This is a genomic window from Kitasatospora sp. NPDC002522 (genome assembly GCF_053595195.1).
Genome location: NZ_JBSFXE010000021.1, coordinates 1 through 19,802 on the forward strand (window position 1 = coordinate 1; position 19,802 = coordinate 19,802).

Annotated in this window: 18 protein-coding genes; 3 read left to right on the plus strand and 15 right to left on the minus strand. The window is 72.8% G+C overall.

The window, feature by feature from the left end:
* Positions 1–145 precede the first annotated feature (145 nt).
* From ACWD4U_RS19040 to hrcA, 11 genes are all read right to left on the minus strand, one after another.
* Complete coding sequence (locus ACWD4U_RS19040) at positions 146–685, minus strand: DUF4383 domain-containing protein (RefSeq protein WP_363452471.1); 540 nt, start codon at positions 683–685, stop codon at positions 146–148.
* Complete coding sequence (locus tag ACWD4U_RS19045) at positions 682–924, minus strand: hypothetical protein (RefSeq protein WP_363452473.1); 243 nt, start codon at positions 922–924, stop codon at positions 682–684. The genes ACWD4U_RS19040 and ACWD4U_RS19045 overlap by 4 nt, the downstream gene beginning before the upstream one ends.
* Positions 925–1,034: 110 nt before the next feature.
* Positions 1,035–2,366, minus strand: coding sequence for a hemolysin family protein (locus ACWD4U_RS19050; protein ID WP_363452475.1), 1,332 nt, complete (start codon positions 2,364–2,366; stop codon positions 1,035–1,037).
* Between the two features lie 13 nt (positions 2,367–2,379).
* Positions 2,380–2,874 (minus strand): rRNA maturation RNase YbeY, encoded by a 495-nt coding sequence (gene ybeY / locus ACWD4U_RS19055; protein ID WP_285737974.1) that lies wholly within the window; start codon positions 2,872–2,874, stop codon positions 2,380–2,382.
* Between the two features lie 14 nt (positions 2,875–2,888).
* The gene (locus ACWD4U_RS19060) at positions 2,889–3,992 is read right to left on the minus strand and encodes a PhoH family protein (RefSeq protein ID WP_449787240.1); all 1,104 of its coding nucleotides are present in this window, start codon (positions 3,990–3,992) and stop codon (positions 2,889–2,891) included.
* Positions 3,993–4,154: 162 nt separating this feature from the next.
* Positions 4,155–5,072, minus strand: coding sequence for a ribonuclease Z (locus tag ACWD4U_RS19065; RefSeq protein WP_363452477.1), 918 nt, complete (start codon positions 5,070–5,072; stop codon positions 4,155–4,157).
* Between the two features lie 4 nt (positions 5,073–5,076).
* A complete protein-coding gene (locus tag ACWD4U_RS19070; RefSeq protein ID WP_363452479.1) occupies positions 5,077–5,430 on the minus strand; it encodes a histidine triad nucleotide-binding protein in 354 nt (117 codons plus the stop codon).
* Between the two features lie 190 nt (positions 5,431–5,620).
* Positions 5,621–8,830: a S41 family peptidase gene (locus ACWD4U_RS19075; RefSeq protein ID WP_363452481.1), complete on the minus strand. Its 3,210-nt coding sequence runs from the start codon at positions 8,828–8,830 to the stop codon at positions 5,621–5,623.
* Between the two features lie 80 nt (positions 8,831–8,910).
* Positions 8,911–9,654 carry a 16S rRNA (uracil(1498)-N(3))-methyltransferase gene (locus ACWD4U_RS19080; RefSeq protein WP_363452483.1) on the minus strand — a complete coding sequence of 248 codons (744 nt, stop codon included), beginning with the start codon at positions 9,652–9,654 and terminating at the stop codon, positions 8,911–8,913.
* A 99-nt stretch (positions 9,655–9,753) separates the two neighbouring features.
* Complete coding sequence (gene dnaJ, locus ACWD4U_RS19085; protein WP_363452485.1) at positions 9,754–10,893, minus strand: molecular chaperone DnaJ; 1,140 nt, start codon at positions 10,891–10,893, stop codon at positions 9,754–9,756.
* A gap of 74 nt (positions 10,894–10,967) precedes the next feature.
* Positions 10,968–12,041, minus strand: coding sequence for a heat-inducible transcriptional repressor HrcA (hrcA, locus tag ACWD4U_RS19090; protein WP_363452487.1), 1,074 nt, complete (start codon positions 12,039–12,041; stop codon positions 10,968–10,970).
* A 309-nt stretch (positions 12,042–12,350) separates the two neighbouring features.
* Here hrcA and htpX point away from each other — a divergent pair, with 309 nt between their 5' ends.
* From htpX to ACWD4U_RS19105, 3 genes are all read left to right on the plus strand, one after another.
* Entirely contained in the window at positions 12,351–13,274 is a 924-nt protein-coding gene (gene htpX / locus ACWD4U_RS19095) for a zinc metalloprotease HtpX (RefSeq protein WP_363452489.1), read from the plus strand.
* A 44-nt stretch (positions 13,275–13,318) separates the two neighbouring features.
* The gene (pspAB, locus tag ACWD4U_RS19100; RefSeq protein WP_363452491.1) at positions 13,319–13,906 is read left to right on the plus strand and encodes a PspA-associated protein PspAB; all 588 of its coding nucleotides are present in this window, start codon (positions 13,319–13,321) and stop codon (positions 13,904–13,906) included.
* Positions 13,907–13,991: 85 nt separating this feature from the next.
* Complete coding sequence (locus tag ACWD4U_RS19105) at positions 13,992–14,831, plus strand: DUF3097 domain-containing protein (protein WP_363452493.1); 840 nt, start codon at positions 13,992–13,994, stop codon at positions 14,829–14,831.
* Between the two features lie 131 nt (positions 14,832–14,962).
* Here ACWD4U_RS19105 and ACWD4U_RS19110 read toward each other — a convergent pair whose 3' ends face one another.
* From ACWD4U_RS19110 to ACWD4U_RS19125, 4 genes are all read right to left on the minus strand, one after another.
* Entirely contained in the window at positions 14,963–15,667 is a 705-nt protein-coding gene (locus tag ACWD4U_RS19110; protein WP_363452495.1) for a hypothetical protein, read from the minus strand.
* A complete protein-coding gene (locus ACWD4U_RS19115) occupies positions 15,664–16,383 on the minus strand; it encodes an RNA polymerase sigma factor (RefSeq protein WP_363452497.1) in 720 nt (239 codons plus the stop codon). The genes ACWD4U_RS19110 and ACWD4U_RS19115 overlap by 4 nt, the downstream gene beginning before the upstream one ends.
* 130 nt (positions 16,384–16,513) lie before the next feature.
* Positions 16,514–17,743 carry a radical SAM family heme chaperone HemW gene (gene hemW / locus ACWD4U_RS19120; RefSeq protein WP_363452499.1) on the minus strand — a complete coding sequence of 410 codons (1,230 nt, stop codon included), beginning with the start codon at positions 17,741–17,743 and terminating at the stop codon, positions 16,514–16,516.
* 70 nt (positions 17,744–17,813) lie between these two features.
* Positions 17,814–19,712: an AMP-dependent synthetase/ligase gene (locus ACWD4U_RS19125; protein WP_363452501.1), complete on the minus strand. Its 1,899-nt coding sequence runs from the start codon at positions 19,710–19,712 to the stop codon at positions 17,814–17,816.
* Positions 19,713–19,802: the final 90 nt, after the last annotated feature.

The window sequence follows — 19,802 nt, forward strand, 5'->3', positions numbered from 1 at the left end:
CGCCCCGAACCCGATCGGCGAGCTGGCCAGCGCCCCGAGAGTGCGCTCGGTCATCGGTCGTTCCCCCTCCAAACAGCCTTTCACCCGGCGGATCTGACGGTCCGTCGGGTGCTGGAGGCCCCACTCTACGATGGTTCGTCGACGTTCAGTGTCCGGTCGGGTGCGACGGCCCGGGGCGCAGGATCTTCACCATCGCGGGCGGTCCGGAGGGCTGGTCGGCGTCATGGGTGTGCCGGTGCTTCCAGTACGGGTTGTCCTGCGGCAGGTGGCTGCTGACCCTGCCGTACATCCCGAAGGTCAGGATCACGAAGCCGAAGACGAAGCTGAAGATGACGTTGGAGATGTGGAAGGCGAGCCGGTTGGCGCTGGAGTCCAGCACCATCAGGCCGACGAAGCCGGCCAGCACGAACAGCACGCCCATGACCATGTTGATGTCGGACGCGAGGTTGCCGCCGATCACCGCGCCGAGGATCAGGATCCCGCCGGCCACCAGCGACAGCACGCTCAGCGCCCCGTTGCTGGACAGGCCCAGCACCTCCTTGCCGGAGGTGTCCAGGAAGCCCGGGCTGGTGTCGGTCAGTCCGAGGATGCCGAACACCACCAGGAACACGCCGCCGAGGCCCGCCCCGATGCGGTACACGGTGCCCAGCCGGTGGTCGACCGGTAGTTCGTCTTGGAGTTTCACCAGGTCCTCCCCGCATGCTCGGACCGGAGGAACGGGACCTCGTGCAGGTACAGCGACCCGCACTGCTGGCAGCAGTACAGCCCGGTCCCCCAGGCCTCCTCCGGCTTGGTCTCGGCGCCCTCACCGATCTCGGCGCCGCACATGCCGTGCGAAGGGTCGGTGCCACGGACCACGTGCCACCTGGCCACCTCGCCGGCCGGCCCGTTCGGGCCGTACTCCGCGCGCAGTAGATGAGCCATGTCTTCATGGTCGGCACGTTCGGGCACAGGAGGCAAACGGGCCCCGGGACACGGTGTCCCAACCGGTCGCTCCGGTCGGACACCGCGGCCCAGGGCCCGCGGGGCAGCCGCTACTGCTGCACGTCCTCCTCGGCCGGCTCCTCGGACTGCTCGGCGATCCACACCGGGGCGGCCACCACGGTGCCGATCCGGTTGCGCCGGCCCGCCGAGCTCTCCGCGGTCAGCGCGATCGCCGCCAGGCCGCTGCCCTCCGGCACCGGGATCTCGCAGGACGAGCCCGGGATCGGCACCCGGCCCAGGCACTTGGCCAGCAGCCCGCCGACGGTCTCCACGTCCTCGTCGTCCAGCTCGATCCCGAACAGCTCGCCGAGGTCCTCCACGGTGAGCCGCGCGGTGATCCGGTAGGAGCCGTCCCCGAGGTCCTCGACCGGCGCGATCTCCCGGTCGTACTCGTCGGTGATCTCGCCGACGATCTCCTCCAGGATGTCCTCGATGGTGACCAGGCCGGCGGTGCCGCCGTACTCGTCGATCACGATCGCCACGTGCGAGCGCATCTGCTGCATCTCCCGCAGCAGGTCCGCGGCCGGCTTGGAGTCCGGCACGAAGACCGCCGGCCGCATCGCCGAGGCCACCTGCTCGGACTCGGCGTCCCGGTTGATGTGGGTGCGCCGCACCAGGTCCTTGAGGTAGACGATGCCGACCACGTCGTCCTCGTTGTCGCCGACCACCGGGATCCGCGAGAACCCGGAGCGCAGCGCCAGCGTGAGCGCCTGACGGACCGTCTTGTGACGCTCGATCATCACCAGGTCGGTGCGCGGCACCATCACCTCGCGCACGATGGTGTCGCCCAGCTCGAAGACCGAGTGCACCATCCGGCGCTCCTCGTCCTCGATCAGGTCGTCCTTCTCCGCCAGGTCGACCAGCGCCCGCAGCTCGGCCTCGGAGGCGAACGGCCCCTCCTTGTAGCCCTTGCCCGGCGTCAGCGCGTTGCCCAGCAGGATCAGCAGCCGCGGGATCGGCCCGAGGATCCGGGCCAGCGGCAGCAGCACGTAGGACGCCGCGGTGACCGTGGTCAGCGGGTGCTGGCGGCCGATCGTGCGCGGGGAGACCCCGACCGCCACGAAGGACACCAGCACCATCACGCCGAACGCGACCAGCACCGCCTGCCAGGTCTGGTCGAAGCTGCGCACGCACACCACGGTGACCAGCACCGCCGCGGCCATCTCGCTGGCCACCCGGATCAGGGTGGCCAGGTTCAAGTAGCGGATGCTGTCCGAGGCCAGCGTCAGCAGCCGGTCGGAGCCCCGCCGCCCGGAGCGGACCGCCTCCTCGGCGCGGAACCGCGAGATCCGGGAGATCCCCGCCTCCGCGCACGCCGCCAGCCAGCCCAGCACCACCAGCAGCAGAGCCCCGATCAGGAAGCTCGTACTCTCACCACTCACAGACGGCCGGCCCTCAGTGGACGGTCGGCGCCGGCGACAGCCCGCTCAGCCCGCGTCCGGCCCGCCAGTCGTCCAGGATCCGCTTCTGCAGCGCGAACATCTCGCGCTCCTCGTCGGGCTCCTCGTGGTCGTAGCCGAGCACGTGCAGCACCCCGTGGACGGTGAGCAGCTGCAGCTCCTCGTCCATGGAGTGCTTGGTCGGGGCGGCCAGCCCCTGCTGCTTCGCCACCTCGGGGCAGAGCACGATGTCGCCGAGCAGGCCCTCCGGCAGGTCCTCGCCCTCCTTGCCGGGCCGCAGTTCGTCCATCGGGAAGGACATCACGTCGGTCGGACCGGGCAGGTCCATCCACTGGACGTGCAGCTCCGCCATCGACTCGCTGTCGTAGAGGATCACGGAGAGCTCGGACTGCGGGTGAATCCGCATCTTGTCGAGGGCGTAGCGGGCGACGTCGAGGATGGACTCCTCGTCGACGTCCCACCCGGACTCGTTGGCGATGTCGATCGACATGGAGGGCTCAGTACTCAGCTTTCGGTGCGATGGGACTGTCGGGGCGCCCGGGCGCCCCGGCGCTGGACGGGTTTGCGGTCACTGGACTCCTCGGCCTCCTGCCGGGCGTCCCAGCGCTCGTATGCGTCAACGATGCGGCCGACCAGCTTGTGCCGCACCACGTCGGTGCTGGTCAGCACCGAGAAGTGGATGTCGGGCACGTCGACCAGGATCTCCTGGACGACCTTCAGGCCGGACCGGGTGCCGTTCGGCAGGTCGATCTGGCTGGTGTCGCCGGTGACCACCACGCGGGAGTTGAAGCCGAGGCGGGTGAGGAACATCTTCATCTGCTCCGGCGAGGTGTTCTGCGCCTCGTCGAGGATGATGAACGCGTCGTTCAGGGTGCGACCGCGCATGTACGCCAGCGGCGCGACCTCGATGGTGCCCGCCGCCATCAGCCGGGGGATCGACTCCGGGTCCATCATGTCGTGCAGCGCGTCGTACAGCGGGCGCAGGTAGGGGTCGATCTTCTCGTAGAGCGTGCCGGGCAGGAAGCCCAGCCGCTCGCCCGCCTCGACCGCCGGCCGGGTCAGGATGATCCGGTTGACCTCCTTGGCCTGCAGCGCCTGCACGGCCTTGGCCATCGCCAGGTAGGTCTTGCCGGTGCCCGCCGGGCCGAGGCCGAAGACGATGGTGTGCTTGTCGATCGCGTCGACGTAGCGCTGCTGGTTCAGGGTCTTGGGGCGGATGGTGCGGCCCCGGTTGGACAGGATGTTCGCCGTGAACACCTCGGACGGCACCGGGTGGTCCGGGTCCTCGGCGGCGCTCCTGAGCATGGTGATGGAGCGCTCCACGGCGTCCTCCGTCAGGGGTTGGCCGGTGCGCAGCACCAGCATCATCTCGTTGAAGAGCTGCTTGACGAGGGCGACGTCGGCGGGCGAGCCGGTGGCCGTCACCTCGTTTCCGCGGACGTGGATGTCGGCGTCCGGGAAGCCGTTCTCGATCACTCTCAGGAGCGAGTCGGCCGCGCCCAGCAGGGTGACCATCGGGTGCTTCTCCGGAATGACGATCCGGGTGCTGGTAGCCGCCGCGTCGGGGCGCTGCTGTCCGTTGGGTCGGGTCTGCGGTGTGTCAGTCATGGGTCGGCGCTGCGGCCTGCCTCATCCCAATCCGTCTGTCGTGTGGCTCGGGCTCTCCGGGTCACCAGGGTACGCCGCGTGGATGTTCGCCGGAGCGGCGCGGCGGGTTCGATGGTGGGGGCTCCGGCCCCGATGTGCGAACGGTTTTCGGCGGGCGGCCGCTCAGCGGCGGGGCGGGACGGCGATCCTGGCGAGGTCCTCGGCGACCACGATCTCGCCGTCGAAGTGCCGCCGGGCCTCGGCGAGATGGCCGGACAGGTCCGGGTAGCGCTGCGAGAAGTGGGTCAGCACCAGCCGCCGCACGCCCGCCTCGGCGGCCACCCGGGCGGCCTGCGCGGCGGTCAGGTGGCCGTGGTCCTCGGCCAGCTGCGCGTCCGCCTCCAGGAAGGTCGCCTCGATCACCAGCAGGTCGGCGCCGTCCGCGAGTTCGGCCACCCCCGGGCAGAGCCGGGTGTCCATCACGAAGGCGAAGCGCTGGCCGCGGCGGACCTCGCTGACCTCGTCCAGGGTGACCGTGCGACCGGCCACCTCGACCCGGCCGGCCCGCTGGAGCTGCCCCACCAGTGGCCCGTGCACGCCCAGTTCGCGCAGCCGCTCGGGCCGCAGCCGCCGGCCGTCGGGCTCGGCCAGCCGGTAGCCGAACGACTCCACCGGATGCGACAGCCGCACCGCCGACAGCTCGAACGGCGCTCCCGGCGCCGCCAGCGGCCCGGCCTCCGCCACCGGCCGCGGCCGCAGCTCGGCGGTCTCGTGGAAGACGCTGGCCTGCCGCAGCCGGTCGAAGTACACCTGCCCGGAGGCCGGGTAGTACGCGTCGACCGGGTGCGGCACCTGGTCCAGGTTGATCCGCTGCACCACGCCGGGCAGGCCCAGGCAGTGGTCGCCGTGGAAGTGCGAGACCGCGATCCGGGTGATCCCGGTGGCGGTCACCCCGGCGTGCAGCATCTGCCGCTGGGTGCCCTCCCCCGGGTCGAACAGCAGCCCCTCGCCGTCCCAGCGCAACAGGTACCCGTTGTGGTTGCGGTGCCTGGTCGGCACCTGGCTGGCCGTGCCCAGGACGACGAGTTCACGCTGCGACAACGGTTCAGACCATTCCCTCGGGCAGCTTCCGGCCGCCGATCACGTGCACGTGCGCGTGGAAGATGGTCTGCCCCGCGTCCGACCCGGTGTTGAAGATCAGCCGGTACGCGTCGATGCCCTCCAGCGCGGCGACCTCCGCCGCCTCGGTGAGCAGCTCCGCGGCGATCAGCGGCTCCGCCGCGGCCAGCTCCGCCGCGTTCGGGTAGTGCACCCGCGGGATCACCAGCACGTGCGTCGGCGCCTGCGGGTTGATGTCCCGGAAGGCCAGCGTCCGCTCGGTCTCGCGGACCACCTTCGCCGGGATCTCCCCCGCCGCGATCTTGCAGAACAGGCAGTCCGCCTGCGGTTCCCCGGCCATCGTCCGAACCCTTCTGATCACCCGTCACTGGCGCGACGACCTTACCGTGCACCGCCAGGGGCGCGGGGAACTGCGCGAGGAACCATTCCCCGACAGCCGGATCGCCCGCGCGTGCAGGTCACTGCCCTGCGTCGCGATCCTGCTGTGGGGTGCCTTCCGCTGCTCGCAGTTCCCCGAGCCCCTGTCGGGGTCACCCTTCCAGCGCCGGAGGCTGCTTCGCCGGGGTCCGCTCCAGTGCCTCCAGCGCCAGCCGGACCGCCGTCTCCAGCTGCGGGTCGCGGCCCGCCGCCCAGTCGTGCGGGGCGATCGGCACCTCGACGTCCGGGGTGACGCCGTGGTTCTCCACGTTCCAGCCGTAGCCCTCCAGCCAGAACGCGTACTTGGGCTGGGTCACCGCCGTCCCGTCGACCAGCGCGTACTTGCTGTCGATGCCGATCACGCCGCCCCAGGTGCGGGTGCCGACCACCGGGCCGATGCCGAGCGCCTGGATCGCGGCGTTGACGATGTCACCGTCGGAGCCGGAGAACTCGTTGGCCACCGCCACCACCGGGCCGCGCGGGGCGTCCGCGGGGTACGGCTCGGGGCTGTCGATGTCGCGGGCGGCGTCCCAGCCGACGATCCGGCGGGCCAGCTTCTCCACGATCAGCTGCGAGGTGTGGCCGCCGCGGTTCTCCCGCAGGTCGACGACGACGCCCTCGCGGGCCATCTCGACCCGCAGGTCGCGGTGGAGCTGCGCCCAGCCGGCGCTCTGCATGTCGGGGATGTGCAGGTAGCCGAGCCGTCCGCCGGACAGCTCGCGGACGGCGGCGCGCCGCCCGGCCACCCAGTCGTGGTAGCGCAGCGCCTCCTCGTCGTCGAGCGGCACCACCACGGGGTGGCGCTCGCCGCCGTCCTTGCCGCTGACGGTCAGTTCGACGGGCTGGTCGGCGGTGCCGGCCAGCAGCGGGGCCGGGCCGGTGACCGGGTCGACGGGGCGGCCGTTGACCGCGAGGATCGCGTCGCCGGCACGGACCGCCACGCCGGGCGCGGCCAGCGGGGAGCGGGCCCGCGGGTCCGAGGACTCGCCGGGCAGCACCCGCGCGACCCGCCACACCTCGCCGTCGCGGACCAGGTCCGCGCCTAGCAGGCCCTGCCGCCGGGCGGACTCGGTGCCGCGGCCGGGCGGCACCACGTAGGCGTGCGAGGTGCCGAGTTCACCGACCGTCTCCCACAGCAGGTCGGCCAGGTCGGAGTGGCTGCCGGCCCGGTCGACCAGCGGCCGGTAGCGCTCCAGCACGCCCGCCCAGTCGACGCCGCCGAGGTCGGCGCGCCAGAAGTTGTCGCGCATCAGCCGGCCGTTCTCGTCGAACATCTGCCGCCACTCGGCGGACGGGTCGACGGTGACCCGGATCCGGCTCAGGTCGACGTCGGTGTCGTCCTCGTCGCCGGCCTTCGAGTCGGCGGGGACGATCCGCAGGCCGCCCTGGTCGAGCACCGCGAGCCGGGAGCCGTCGCCGCTGACCGCGAAGCCGTCCAGCCCGGCGACGAGTTCCTCGGCGCGGCGCTTCTTCAGGTCGAAGCGCTCCAGCGCGGCCCGGGCCGGCTCGTCGTCCAGCGAGGCGGCGGTGTCGCCGAGTTCGCCGGTGAACGGCAGCCGGGTCCACAGCACGCCGTCCTTGGCGGCGCGCAGCGCGCCGAACCGCCCGGCCTCCACCGGGAAGGCCACGATCCGGTCGGCCAGGCCCTCCAGGTCGACCCGGGTGGTGGGCACGGCGGACTCGTCCTTCTTCTCGCCGTCCTTGGCCTCCTCGTCCTCCCCGCCGACCGGCCGTCCGGCCCGCTGCGGGCCGAACGGTGACGGGGTGTCGGCGGCCAGCGTGAGCAGGTACGGGCGGGCGCCGCCGGGGAAGGACAGGTCGAAGACGTGCTGGTCGTAGACCGGGTCGAAGGTACGCACCGAGAGGAACGCCAGGTGGCGGCCGTCGGCGGTGAAGGCCGGCGAGTAGTCGTGGAAGCGCTGCGGGGTGGCCTCGCTGACGGTCCGTGAGGTCAGGTCGGCCAGCATGATCTGGCGCAGCGCCCACGGTCCGAGGGTCGGCTGCGACCAGGCCAGCCAGCCCGAGTCCGGGCTGAACACCAGGCCGTGGACCTCGCCGTCGCCGCTGCGGGCCAGTTCGTGGACGGCGCCGTCGCTGAGCGCCACCAGCAGCACCCGGCCGTCGTGCGAGGCGACCGCGAGCTGCCGGCCGTCCGGCGAGACCGCCAGCCCGAGCACCCGGCCGAGCTGCCCGGCGGCCAGCCGGCGGCGCTCCGCGCCGAGCACCGCGGGCGCGAACTCCAGCGCGTCGTCGCCGTCCGCGTCGGTCACCCACACCGCGCCCTGCGCGCCGTCCTCGCCGGGGACGACCCGCACCAGGCGGCCGCGCACTCCCGGCGTCTCGTCCAGCACCCGGGCCGGCCCCTCACGGTGCGTCAGCCAGTGCACGGTGCCGCGCACCACCACGGCGGCGGCCCGGCCGGTGCGGTCCACCGCGACGGTCTCCACCTGCCCGGCGGCCGGCGTCGGGTGCGGCTGGCGGCGGGTGCGCGGTCCGGCCAGCCGGATGTCCAGCCGGCGCGCCTCGGCGCCGTCCAGGTCGTCCAGCAGCCACAGGTCGCCCGCGCTCTGCCAGATCACCCGGGCGCCGTCGGTGGCCGCCTGCCGGGCGTAGAAGCCGGTGTCGGCGGGGCCGTGCGCCCGCAGGTCGCCGCCGTCCGGCAGGCTCGAGTACAGCCGGCCGACGCCCTCGTGGTCGGAGAGGAACGCCACCCGGTCGCCCACCCACAGCGGGCACTCCAACTGGCCGTCCAGCTCGGCGTGCAGGCGTTCGAACTCGGCCGCGCCGACCCACAGCTTCCCGGCCCGCCCGCCCCGGTACCGCTTCCAGTGCGCGGCCTCCCGGTTGTGCGTGCCCAGCAGCACCCGCCCGCCGCTCGCGCCCGCGGGCACCGGCTCGAACGCCAGCGACCCGATCGGCCCGTACGGCAGTCGCTGCGGCTCCCCGCCGTCGAGCGGCACCGCGAACGCCCAGGTCCGCCGGATCGTCTCCTGGCCCGCCGTGGTGATGGCGATCGGCCGTCCGTCGGCGCTCCAGCCGACCAGCGCGGTGAACGGGCTCCCCCAGTGCGTCAGCCGCCGGGACTGCCCGCCCTCGACCGGTGCGACGTGCAGCTCCGGCGCGCCGTCCCGGGTGGAGGTCCAGGCCACGTGCCGGCCGTCGGGCGAGATCCGGACCGCGCCGACCGGCACCTGGTCGGCCGTCAGCCGCCAGGCCCGCCCGCCGTCGACCGGGGCCAGCCAGACATCGTCCTCGGCGACGAAGGTCACCAGATCGCCGTGCAGGTGGGGATGGCGCAGATAGGCGCGCTGCGAATCGGTCATCCTGCCACCCTAGGCAGCGGGATGCGTCACCGCGAAGCGTTTCCCCGGACCGGCGGCGCGGCGGCCCTCCCGACGACGCGTCAGGCCCAGCGCCCGGTACGGCCCAGCAGCAGCGCGCCCGCGGCGACGCCCGCGGTGGACGTCCGCAGCACGGACGGGCCGAGCCGGTACGGGGCGGCGCCGGCCTCGGCGAAGGCGGCGAGCTCGTCCGGCGAGACGCCGCCCTCGGGGCCGACGATCAGCACGATCTCACCGCTCGCGGGCAGTTCGGCGGCGGCCAGCGCCCGCGCGCCCTCCTCGTGCAGCACCGCTGCGAACGCGGCCCGCTCCAGCAGCGGCAGTAGTTGACGGGTCGTCACCAGCTCGTGCACCTCGGGGAAGCGCAGCCGCCGCGACTGCTTGCCGGCCTCCCGCGCGGTGGCCCGCCACTTGGCGAGCGCCTTCGCGCCGCGCTCGCCCTTCCACTGGGTGATGCAGCGCGCGGCGGCCCACGGGACGACGGCGTCGACGCCGACCTCGGTCATGGTCTCGACGGCGAGTTCACCGCGGTCGCCCTTGGGCAGCGCCTGGACGACGGTGATCCGCGGGCTGGGCTCGGGCTCGTGCCGGACCGCCGTGACGGCGACCTCCAGGACGTCCTTGCCGTGCACCGCGGCGACGGTGCCGTCCACGCCCAGGCCCCGGCCGTCGGCGAGGGTGACCGCCTCGCCGGGCTCCAGCCGCTTCACGGCGACGGCGTGGCGGCCCTCCGCGCCGTCCACCCGGACCGTCCCGCCGGGGGCGGCGGCCGCCAGGTCATCGACGACGAACACCGGTGCGGTCATCCGAACGGAACCCTCTCAGAACTACGCGGACAGGTCGGAACGGCAGCCGGGCCGGGGGCGGACAGCGCCGCCCCCGGCCCGGTGGGAAATCCTCGCGCCTCAGCGCCCGTTGAAGGCGTCCTTCAGCCGGGAGAACAGGCCCTGCTGGCCGGGCGCGAACTGGCCGGACGGGCGCTCCTCGCCGCGCAGCACGGCGAGCCGGCGCAGCAGCTCCTCCTGCTCGGGGTCGAGCTTGGTGGGCGTCTGCACCTCGACGTGCACTATCAGGTCGCCCCGGCCGCCGCCGCGCAGGTGGGTGATGCCGCGGCCGTGCAGCGGGATCGACTGGCCGGACTGGGTGCCGGGCCGGATGTCGACCTCCTCGACGCCGTCCAGCGTCTGCAGCGGCACCTGGGTGCCGAGCGAGGCGGCGGTCATCGGGATGGTGACCGTGCAGTGCAGGTCGTCGCCGCGTCGTTGGAAGGTCGGGTGGCTGGTCTCGGCGATCTCCACGTACAGGTCGCCGGCCGGGCCGCCGCCGGGGCCGACCTCGCCCTCGCCGGCCAGCTGGATCCGGGTGCCGTTGTCGACGCCCGCGGGGATCTTCACCGTCAGCGTCCGACGGGCCCGCACCCGGCCGTCGCCCGCGCACTCCGGGCACGGGGTCGGGACCACGGTGCCGAAGCCCTGGCACTGCGGGCAGGGACGCGAGGTCATGACCTGGCCCAGGAAGGACCGGGTCACCTGGGAGACCTCGCCCTTGCCGCGGCACATGTCACAGGTCTGCGCCGAGGTGCCGGGGGCCGCGCCCTCGCCGTTGCAGGTGGTGCAGGTGACGGCGGTGTCGACCTGGAGTTCCTTGGTGGTGCCGAACGCGGCCTCCTCCAGGGTGATCTCCAGGCGGATCATCGCGTCCTGGCCGCGCCGGGTCCGCGAACGCGGACCGCGCTGGCCGGTGGCGGCGCCGAAGAAGGCGTCCATGATGTCGGAGAAGCCGAAGCCCGCCGCACCCGCGCCGAATCCGCCCGCACCGCCGCCGTTCGGCGACAGCGGGTCGCCGCCGAGGTCGTAGACCTGACGCTTCTGCGGATCGGAGAGCACCTCGTAGGCGGCGTTGATCTCCTTGAACCGCTCCTGCGTCTTCGGGTCCGGGTTGACGTCCGGGTGCAGTTCACGCGCAAGGCGTCGGAACGCCTTCTTGATCTCGTCCTGCCCCGCGTCGCGTCGGACGCCGAGTACCGCGTAGTAGTCCGTGGCCACCAAATGCTCCGGTTTGTTCCGCCTCTAGAAGTGCCTGCGATGGACGCGTGAGTGTCTCACGGGCCGCTGTACTGCTATGACTCGGCCAGGATCTGGCCCACGTACCGTGCCACCGCTCGCACCGCCCCCATTGTGCCCGGGTAATCCATCCGGGTCGGACCGATCACTCCCAGCTTTGCCACGCTCTGGTCGCCCGAACCGTAACCGACCGAGACCACCGAGGTGGAATTGAGCCCCTCGTAGGCGATCTCGTGGCCGATCCGGACCGTCATCTCCGAGTCCGCCGTCTCACCCAGCAGGCGGAGCAGGACGACCTGCTCCTCCAGCGCCTCCAGCACCGGCCGGATGGTGAGCGGGAAGTCGTGGCCGAAACGGGTCAGGTTGGCGGTGCCCGCCAGCATGATCCGCTCCTCGTTCTGCTCGGCCAGGGTCTCGAACAGGGTGGCCAGCACCGCGCTGACCGCCGCCCGGTCGGAAACCTCGAAGACGGCCGGCAGGTCCTCCAGGATCACCGGCACCTCGGGCAGCCGGCAGCCGCCCGCCATGCCGTTGAGCCTGGCCCGCAGCTCGGCGAGGAGTCCCTCGCCGACCGCGCCCGGGCAGTCCACCATGCGCTGCTCGACCCGGCCGGTGTTGGTGATCAGCACCAGCATCAGCTTGGTCGGGGTGAGCGCCACCAGTTCGATGTGGCGGACCGTGGAACGGGTCAGCGACGGGTACTGGACCACCGCGACCTGCCGGGTCAGCTGCGCCAGCAGCCGCACCGTGCGGGCCACCACGTCGTCCAGGTCGACCGCGCCCTCCAGGAAGTGCCGGATCGCCCGGCGCTCCGGAGCGGTCATCGGCTTGACCTCGGCCAGCCGGTCCACGAACAGCCGGTAGCCCTTGTCGGTGGGGATCCGCCCCGCACTGGTGTGCGGCTGGTGGATGTACCCCTCCTCCTCGAGCGCCGACATGTCGTTGCGCACCGTGGCCGGCGAGACGCCCAGGTTGTGCCGCTCCACCAGGGCCTTGGAGCCGACCGGCTCCTCGGTCCCCACGTAGTCCTGGACGATCGCGCGCAGCACCGCGAGGCGCCGCTCGTCCAGCGGGCGCACGGACGGGCGCGTGTCGATCAGGCGGCCGTCGGGCTTGCCGTCATCCGGCATGGGGCACGCACCTCCGTCGTCGTCCGTTGAGCTGGTGGTCGAACCGCTCTGGCACTCAACTGGGCAGAGTGCCAGAACCGTACCTGCCAGTGTAAGGCCCGGGCCTGACGGCAGGAACGGTCCGCCCACGTGATCCTCGTCGGATTGCGATCGCGGCGGCGTGCGTCGTCCGGCGTTCGCCCGACGGTCGCGCGGCGGTGGTCCGACCGCCCGTCCGGCGCGGATGGCGTGATTTGGTCCGGCGTGGATGGTGCCACGGGCCCCGCCCGGTGGCAGCATCGAAGGCGAGCGAGCACAGGAGGAGCAGCGATGTCGACGTCACAGCGGCACTCCCGGTTCACCCCCGACCGCGGGCTGACGGGTCGGATGGTGACCACCATGTTCCTGATCGGCCTGGTGTACGTGGGCTTCACCGGCCTGCTGATCGTGCTGCTGCGCGGAGCCTGGCCATTGATCGTACTGATCTCCGGCGGCCTGTTCGTCGCACAGTTCTGGTTCTCCGACAAGATCACCGAGCGGGCCATGGGCGCCCACCAGGTCACCCCCGAGCAGTACCCGCAGCTGCACGGCGCGATCGACCGGCTGTGCGCACTGGCCGACATGCCCAAGCCACGGGTCGCGGTCGCCGACAACGACATGCCCAACGCCTTCGCCACCGGCCGCAACCCGCAGAACTCGGTGATCTGCGTGACCACCGGACTGCTGCGCCGGCTGGAGCCCGAGGAGCTGGAGGGCGTCCTGGCCCACGAGCTGTCGCACGTGGCGCACCGGGACGTCGCGGTGATGACCATCGCCGGGTTCCTCGGCGTGCTGGCCGGAGTGATCACCCGGATGGCGTTGTGGGGCGGGTTCCTCAACGGCGGCAACCGCAACAGCAACGACCCCAACACCGCGATCGCGCTGATCCTCATCCCGCTGGTGTCGATGGTGGTGTACGCGCTCAGCTTCCTGCTGACCCGGCTGCTCTCCCGCTACCGGGAGCTCGCCGCGGACCGGGCCGCCGCCCAGCTCACCGGCCGGCCCAGCGCACTGGCCTCCGCGCTGACCAAGGTCACCGGGCAGATCGCCGCCATCCCCACCAAGGACCTGCGCCAGGCGCAGCCCTACAACGCCTTCTACTTCGCCCCCGCGCTCAGCGCCCGGGACGCCGCCTCGCAGCTGCTGTCCACCCACCCGTCGCTGGAGCAGCGGCTGGCCCAGCTGGAGAAGATCTCCGCCGAACTGGGACAGTGACGCTCCCGGCGACACCTCCTCGCGACACCCGAAAGGACCTTCACGTGGGATTCCTGGACGCGCTGTTCGGCCGGAGCAAGCCGGTGAAGCCCGACCTCGACCAGCTGTTCGGCATCCCCTCCGCCGCGCTCACCCTGGAGGCGGCGGCCGGCTTCACCCCGACCGGCCTCGGCTCGGTCTGCTTCGCGGCCGTCGAGGGCGGCGCCTTCGGCGAGGTGCAGAACCAGGTGCGGGCGCTGCTGGACGCCGACGCCGGAAGCGGCGGCGGCGTCCCGGTGGAGGCCTCGCAAGACTCCTACGGCTACTCCTGGCTGCTCGCCCGGCACACGCCCGAGGAACTCCCCGACCTGGTCAACGACCTGCACGCGGTCAACAGCGAGCTGGAGGCGAACGGCTTCGGCCCGCAGCTGCTCTGCTCGATCGTGGCCTTCCGCAATCCCGCCGGGCAGTCGCTCGGGCTGGTCTACCTGTACAAGCGCGGCAGTTTCTACCCCTTCGCCCCGATGCCTGGCGGCGGCGAGAAGCGCAACAGCCCGGTCGAGCTGCAGGTCAAGGCGATGCTCGCCAACGACCTGCGGGTCGAGCAGGACCTCTCCCGCTGGTTCCCGGTCTGGGGCGCGCCGGGCCTGTGACGGACGCGTCGTCCGCGTCGTCCGAGTCCTCGGCGTCGTCCGCGTCGTCGGCCGGCGGGCGGGCGGGTTTCGTAGACTCCGTCAAATGCGAAGCAGGGAGTACGGACCGGACCTGACACCTCCGTGGAAGCGGCAGCAGCCCGCGCCGGAAGTGGCGGCGGAACGGGACCTGGTGGTGGAGGAGGCGGCGACCGGCTTCTGCGGGGCGGTGGTGCGCTGCGAGCGGACGGCGGAGGGGTTCACCGTCACGCTGGAGGACCGGTTCGGCAAGCACCGGGTGTTCCCGCTGGTGCCGCGCGGGTTCCTGCTGGAGGGGCGGGTGGTGACGCTGGTGCGGCCCACCGGGCCGGCGCCGGAGCGCGGGCCGGGGAGGACCGCCTCGGGGTCGGTGGCGGTGCCCGGTGCGCGGGCCCGGGTGGCCCGGGAGTCGCGGATCTACGTCGAGGGCCGGCACGACGCGGAGCTGGTCGAGCGGGTCTGGGGTGACGACCTGCGGATCGAGGGCGTGGTGGTGGAGTACCTGGAGGGCGTGGACGACCTGCCCGCCATCGTGGCCGAGTTCGCCCCGGGGCCGGGCCGCAGGCTGGGCGTGCTGGTGGACCACCTGCTGCCCGGCACCAAGGAGCACCGGATCGCCGCGCAGGTGACCGGCGAACACGTGCTGGTCGTCGGCCACCCGTACGTCGACATCTGGCAGGCGGTGAAGCCGGGCGGGCTCGGCATCGCCGGCTGGCCGCAGGTGCCCCGCGGCGAGGTGTGGAAGGAGGGCATCTGCCGCCGCCTGGGCTGGCCGGTGGACACCCCGGCCGCCTGGAAGCGGATCCTGGCCTCCGTCCACACCTACCGGGACCTGGAGCCGGAGCTCCTCGGCCGGGTCGAGGAGCTGATCGACTTCGTCACCCTGCCCGGCGGGGCCCCGAACTGACGGACCGACCGCGAGGCTGGCCCGCGAGCTGACGGACCGACCGTCAGGCGGAGCCGCGAGCTGACCGGCCGTCATGCAGGCCACCCGACGGACGACCCGCCGTCCGACATCCGACGGGTGGCCTGACGCCGTCAGCTCGCGGTCGGCGTGGGCACCTCCCCACTCGACGCCCCGACGCGTTCCACCCGCACCATCGGTGGGACGCAGGCGGGCACCGCGTCGACCACCCGGGTGGTGAAGGCCGAGACGGCCGCACCGGCGCCCGGCCGGGCGGGCGTGGTGATCAGCAGCAGGGTGGCGCCGGGCGGGATCAGGGCGGGGTCGATCCGGACCGTGGTGCGGGTGTCGCCGGGCAGCTCCAGGTTGGCCCGGGCCGGGGGGCCGGCGGGCTGCGGCAGCGGGCACTGCGCCTCGTTCTCCGCCGCCTCGATGCCCGCCGCCCGGACGCCGTACCGCTGGAGCTCGGCGACCATGCCGGGCAGGCCGGCCGGGTCACGCAGTTCCAGGGCGATGGTTCCGCCGGGCCCGCGGGTGACGGCGTAGGCCGCCGCGCCGCCATGGGCTCCGCCGAGGGCGGACGGGAGCACCACGGCGGTGGTGGCGGCCGCGGCGACCGCGAAGACCGCAGCTATCCGCCGACCGGTGAGCAGCGGACGGCGGTGCGGCCCGGCCGCCTGCCAGCGGAACAGCGGCCCGTGGGCGGCCGCTCGGGCGGTGCGGGCGCGCTCGGTGGCCAGCGCGGCCAGCTCCTCGGCGAGGCGCTGCTCGAACATGCTGGTGCTGGGAGCGTGACGGCCGGAGTGGTCGGTGCGGTCGGTGCGGTCGGTCGTGGTCACGAGGTCACCTCGATGATCGGGTCGGCGGGGCGGGCGACGCGGGACAGCAGGCGGCCGGAGCCGGTGGACTCGGAGCTGGTGGTCTCGGGGGCGGCGGACTCGGGGACGCCGGTGCGTTCGACGCCGAGCCGGCGTCTGGCGCGGTGCAGGCGGACCCGGACGGTGGTCTGCGAGATGCCGAGGCGTTCGGCGGCCTGGGCGGTGGTCAGGCCGTCGACGGCCACCGCGTCGAGGACGGCGCGCAGCGGCGGGCTGAGTTCGGCGTGCCGCTCGGCGAGGGCGCGGGCGGCGCGCTGGGCGTCGATCCGCTCCTCCAGGGCGAGGATGTCCTCCTCGCCGAGCAGGCGGCGGCCCTGCAGTCGGCCCATGGCCTGGCGTTCGCGCGTGTCGCCGCGGCAGTGCCCCGCGATGACGTTCCGCGCGATGCCGTACAGCCAGCCCGCGGGAGTGCCGCGGTCGGGCCGGTAGCTCGCGGCGGCCTCGAGGGCGGCGAGGAAGATGTCCGCCGTGAGGTCGGCGGCGAGGTGCGGGTCGCTGACCCGACGGGTGACGAAGCCGAGTATGTCGTCGATCTGCTCGCGGTAGAACGCGGTGAAGCCCTCCGGGGTGGTGAGTTCCACTGTGGTGCTGACGTCCGTGGCGGCCGGTTCCGTGATGGCCGGCTCGGGTGACGGGGTGACCCGCCCCCACCCGCCGCGGGATTCACGCTCGCGCATGCGGCCCTCCCTGTTCGGGGAACCCTGGTCGGTTCCTTCACCAGGTAATTGGCCGCAGCGCCGGAATGCGTTTCACCCGGCCCCGGGAATTCCCCGAAGTCAGATCATCGCAAGGCGAAGTGACGTCGGCTCAGTCCACCAGGTCCCGCACCACCGCGTCGGCCAGCAGCCGTCCGCGCAGCGTCAGCGCGGCCCGTCCGGCGGTGAAGGCCGCGGGCTCCAGCAGGCCGTCGGCGAGCGCCTTCTCGGCCGCTTCGCGGCCGACGGGCGTGAGCAGGTCGAGCGGGCAGCCCTCGGCGAGGCGCAGTTCCAGCAGGATGCGCTCGACCCGGCGGTCCTCGTCGGCCAGCACCTCGCGGCCGAGGCCGGGGGTGCGGCCCTCGGCGAGGGCCTGCGCGTAGGCGGCCGGGTGCTTGGCGTTCCACCAGCGCACCCCGCCGACGTGGCTGTGCGCACCGGGTCCGGCGCCCCACCAGTCGGCACCGGTCCAGTACAGCTCGTTGTGGCGGCAGCGGCCCTCGGGCGTGGTCGACCAGTTGGAGACCTCGTACCAGGAGTAGCCGGCGGCGGCGAGCGCCTGATCGGCCATCAGGTAGCGGTCGGCGTGCACGTCGTCGTCGATCATCGACAGTTCGCCGCGCTTGACCCGGGCGGCCAGCCGGGTGCCGTCCTCGACGATCAGCGAGTAGGCGGAGACGTGGTCGGGGCCGGCGCCGATGGCGGCGTCCAGCGAGGCCTGCCAGTCCTGGTCGGACTCGCCGGGGGTGCCGTAGATCAGGTCCAGGTTGACGTGGTCGAAGCCGGCCTCGCGGGCCTCGGCGACGCAGGCCTCGGGGCGGCCCGGGGTGTGGTGGCGGTCCAGCAGCGCGAGCACGTGCGGGCGGGCGCTCTGCATGCCGAAGGAGATCCGGTTGTAGCCGCCCTCGCGCAGCTCGGCGAGGTACGCGGGGTCGACGGACTCCGGGTTGGCCTCGGTGGTGACCTCGGCGCCGGGGGCGAAGCCGAACTCCTCGCGCAGTGCGGCGAGCATCCGGACCAGGTCGCGGGCGGGCAGCAGGGTGGGGGTGCCGCCGCCGAGGAAGACGGTCTGCACCGGCAGGTCGGTCTCCCCCAGCACCCGGCGGGCCAGCCGGATCTCCGCGATCACGTTGTCGGCGTAGGTCTCCTGCGAGGCGACCGCGCCGGAGGAGCGCAGCTCGGTGGCGGTGTAGGTGTTGAAGTCGCAGTAGCCGCAGCGGCTGGCGCAGTACGGCACGTGCAGGTAGAAGCCGAACGGCCGGTCGCCGAGTCCGTGCAGGGCGCGGGCGGGCAAGGAGCCGTCGGACGGCACGGCTTCGCCGTCGGGGAGTGCGGAGGGCATGAGCCCATTGTCCGGTACGGCCGGCGAAAGACCGAAGGCCGTACCGGACGGGGCCGGCGGACGGGGCGGATCAGGCCTCGTTGGCGCCCGCGTACATCGCGGTGACCTGGTCGGCGTAGGTCTTCTCGACCACCGGGCGCTTGATCTTCAGGCTCGGGGTGAGCTCGCCGTGCTCGATGTCCAGGTCGCGCGGCAGGAGCGTGAACTTCTTGATCGTCTGCCAGCGCTGCAGCTCGCCGTTGAGGCGCTTGACGAAGCCGTCGATCAGCTCGACGGTGCGCGGGTCGGCGACCACCTCGGCGTAGGACTTGCCGGCCAGCTCGTGGTCGGCGGCCCACGGCATGATCACCGTCTCGTCGAGGGCGATCAGCGCGGTGCAGAAGTTGCGGCCGTTGCCGATCACCAGGATGTTGCTGACGAACGGGCAGATCGCCTTGAACTTGCCCTCGACCTCGCTGGGCGCGACGTACTTGCCGCCGGAGGTCTTGAACATGTCCTTCTTGCGGTCGGTGATCCGCAGGTAGCCGCCGGCGCCGAGCTCGCCGATGTCGCCGGTGTGGAACCAGCCGTCCGGCTCCAGCACCTCGGCGGTCTGCTCGGGCATCTCGTGGTAGCCGCGCATGATGCCGGGGCCGCGCAGCAGGATCTCGCCGTCCTCGGCGATCCGGACCTCGGTGCCGGGCAGCGGCAGGCCGACCGTGCCGACCCGGAAGTCCTCGGCGCGGTTGACGGTGGAGCCGGCCGAGGTCTCGGTCAGGCCGTAGCCCTCCAGGACCGGGACGCCCGCGCCCTTGAAGAAGTAGCCGATCTCCGGGGCCAGCGCGGCGCTGCCGGAGACCGCACCGCGCAGCCGGCCGCCGAACGCGGCGCGGATCTTGGTGTACACCAGCTTGTCGGCCAGCGCGTGCTGCAGCTTCAGGCCGAGCGGAGCGCTCTCCCGGCCGGTGGCGATCTTGCTGGCCTGGGTGGCGTGCGCGTAGTCGCGGGCGACCTTGGCCGCCCACATGAAGATCTTGTACTTGGCGCCGCCCTCGGCCCGGGCCCGGCCGGCGATGCCGTTGTAGACCTTCTCGAAGATCCGCGGCGCGGAGGCCATCAGGGTCGGCCGGATCTCCGGCAGGTTGTGGATGATCCGGTCCACCCGGCCGTCCACCGCCATCACGTGGCCGGTGGCGATCTGACCCGAGATCAGCGTCTTGCCGAAGACGTGCGACAGCGGCAGCCACATGAACTGCACGTCGTCCGGGCGCAGCAGCCCGCTCTCCTCCTGGGCCACGCCCTCGTACGACCAGCAGTCGTGCACCAGGCGCACGCCCTTGGGGCGGCCGGTGGTGCCGGAGGTGTAGATGAGGGTGGCCAACTGCTCCTTGTCGAGCGAGTCGACGGCCTTCTCGATGGCGTCGGGGTGCTCGGCCAGGTAGTCCTTGCCGCGCTGCTCCAGCTCGGCGAGGGTGAGCACGGTCAGCCCGTCGGCGGCCGGCTCGTCCGGGGCCGCGTCGAACAGGACGACGTACTCCAGCGCGGGCAGCTGGGCCTTCTGCTCGACGGCCTTGCGCAGCTGGACGGCGTTCTCGGCGAACAGCGCGCGGCTGCCGGAGTTGGCCAGGATGAAGGCGGTCTCGTCGGCGTTGGTGCTCGGGTAGACCGTGGTGGTGGCCGCGCCGGCGCACATGTTGGCGAGGTCGGCGAGGATCCATTCGATCCGGGTGGCGGAGGCGATCGCGACCCGGTCCTCGGGCAGCACGCCGAGGGCCATCAGGCCCGCGGCGACGGCGTTGATCCGCTCGGCGGCCTGCGCCCAGGTCAGCGAGCGCCACTGCTCCGCGCCGGGAGCGCTGTTCGCCGCGTGCTCGTCCACCGGAACCGGGTACCGGTACGCCTCACCGTGCGGGGTGGCCTTTACCCTGCTGAGCAAGAGGTGCGCCACGGAGGGCGGCCGCCGCTCGATCATGGACTGCGCGGAACTCAACGAGGACCTCCGGGGGCGGGTGGACCGAGTGTGGGAGACGGCGGCCGTGGGGGCGGCCCGCCGACCGACTTAACCGGTGAGTAACAAGAG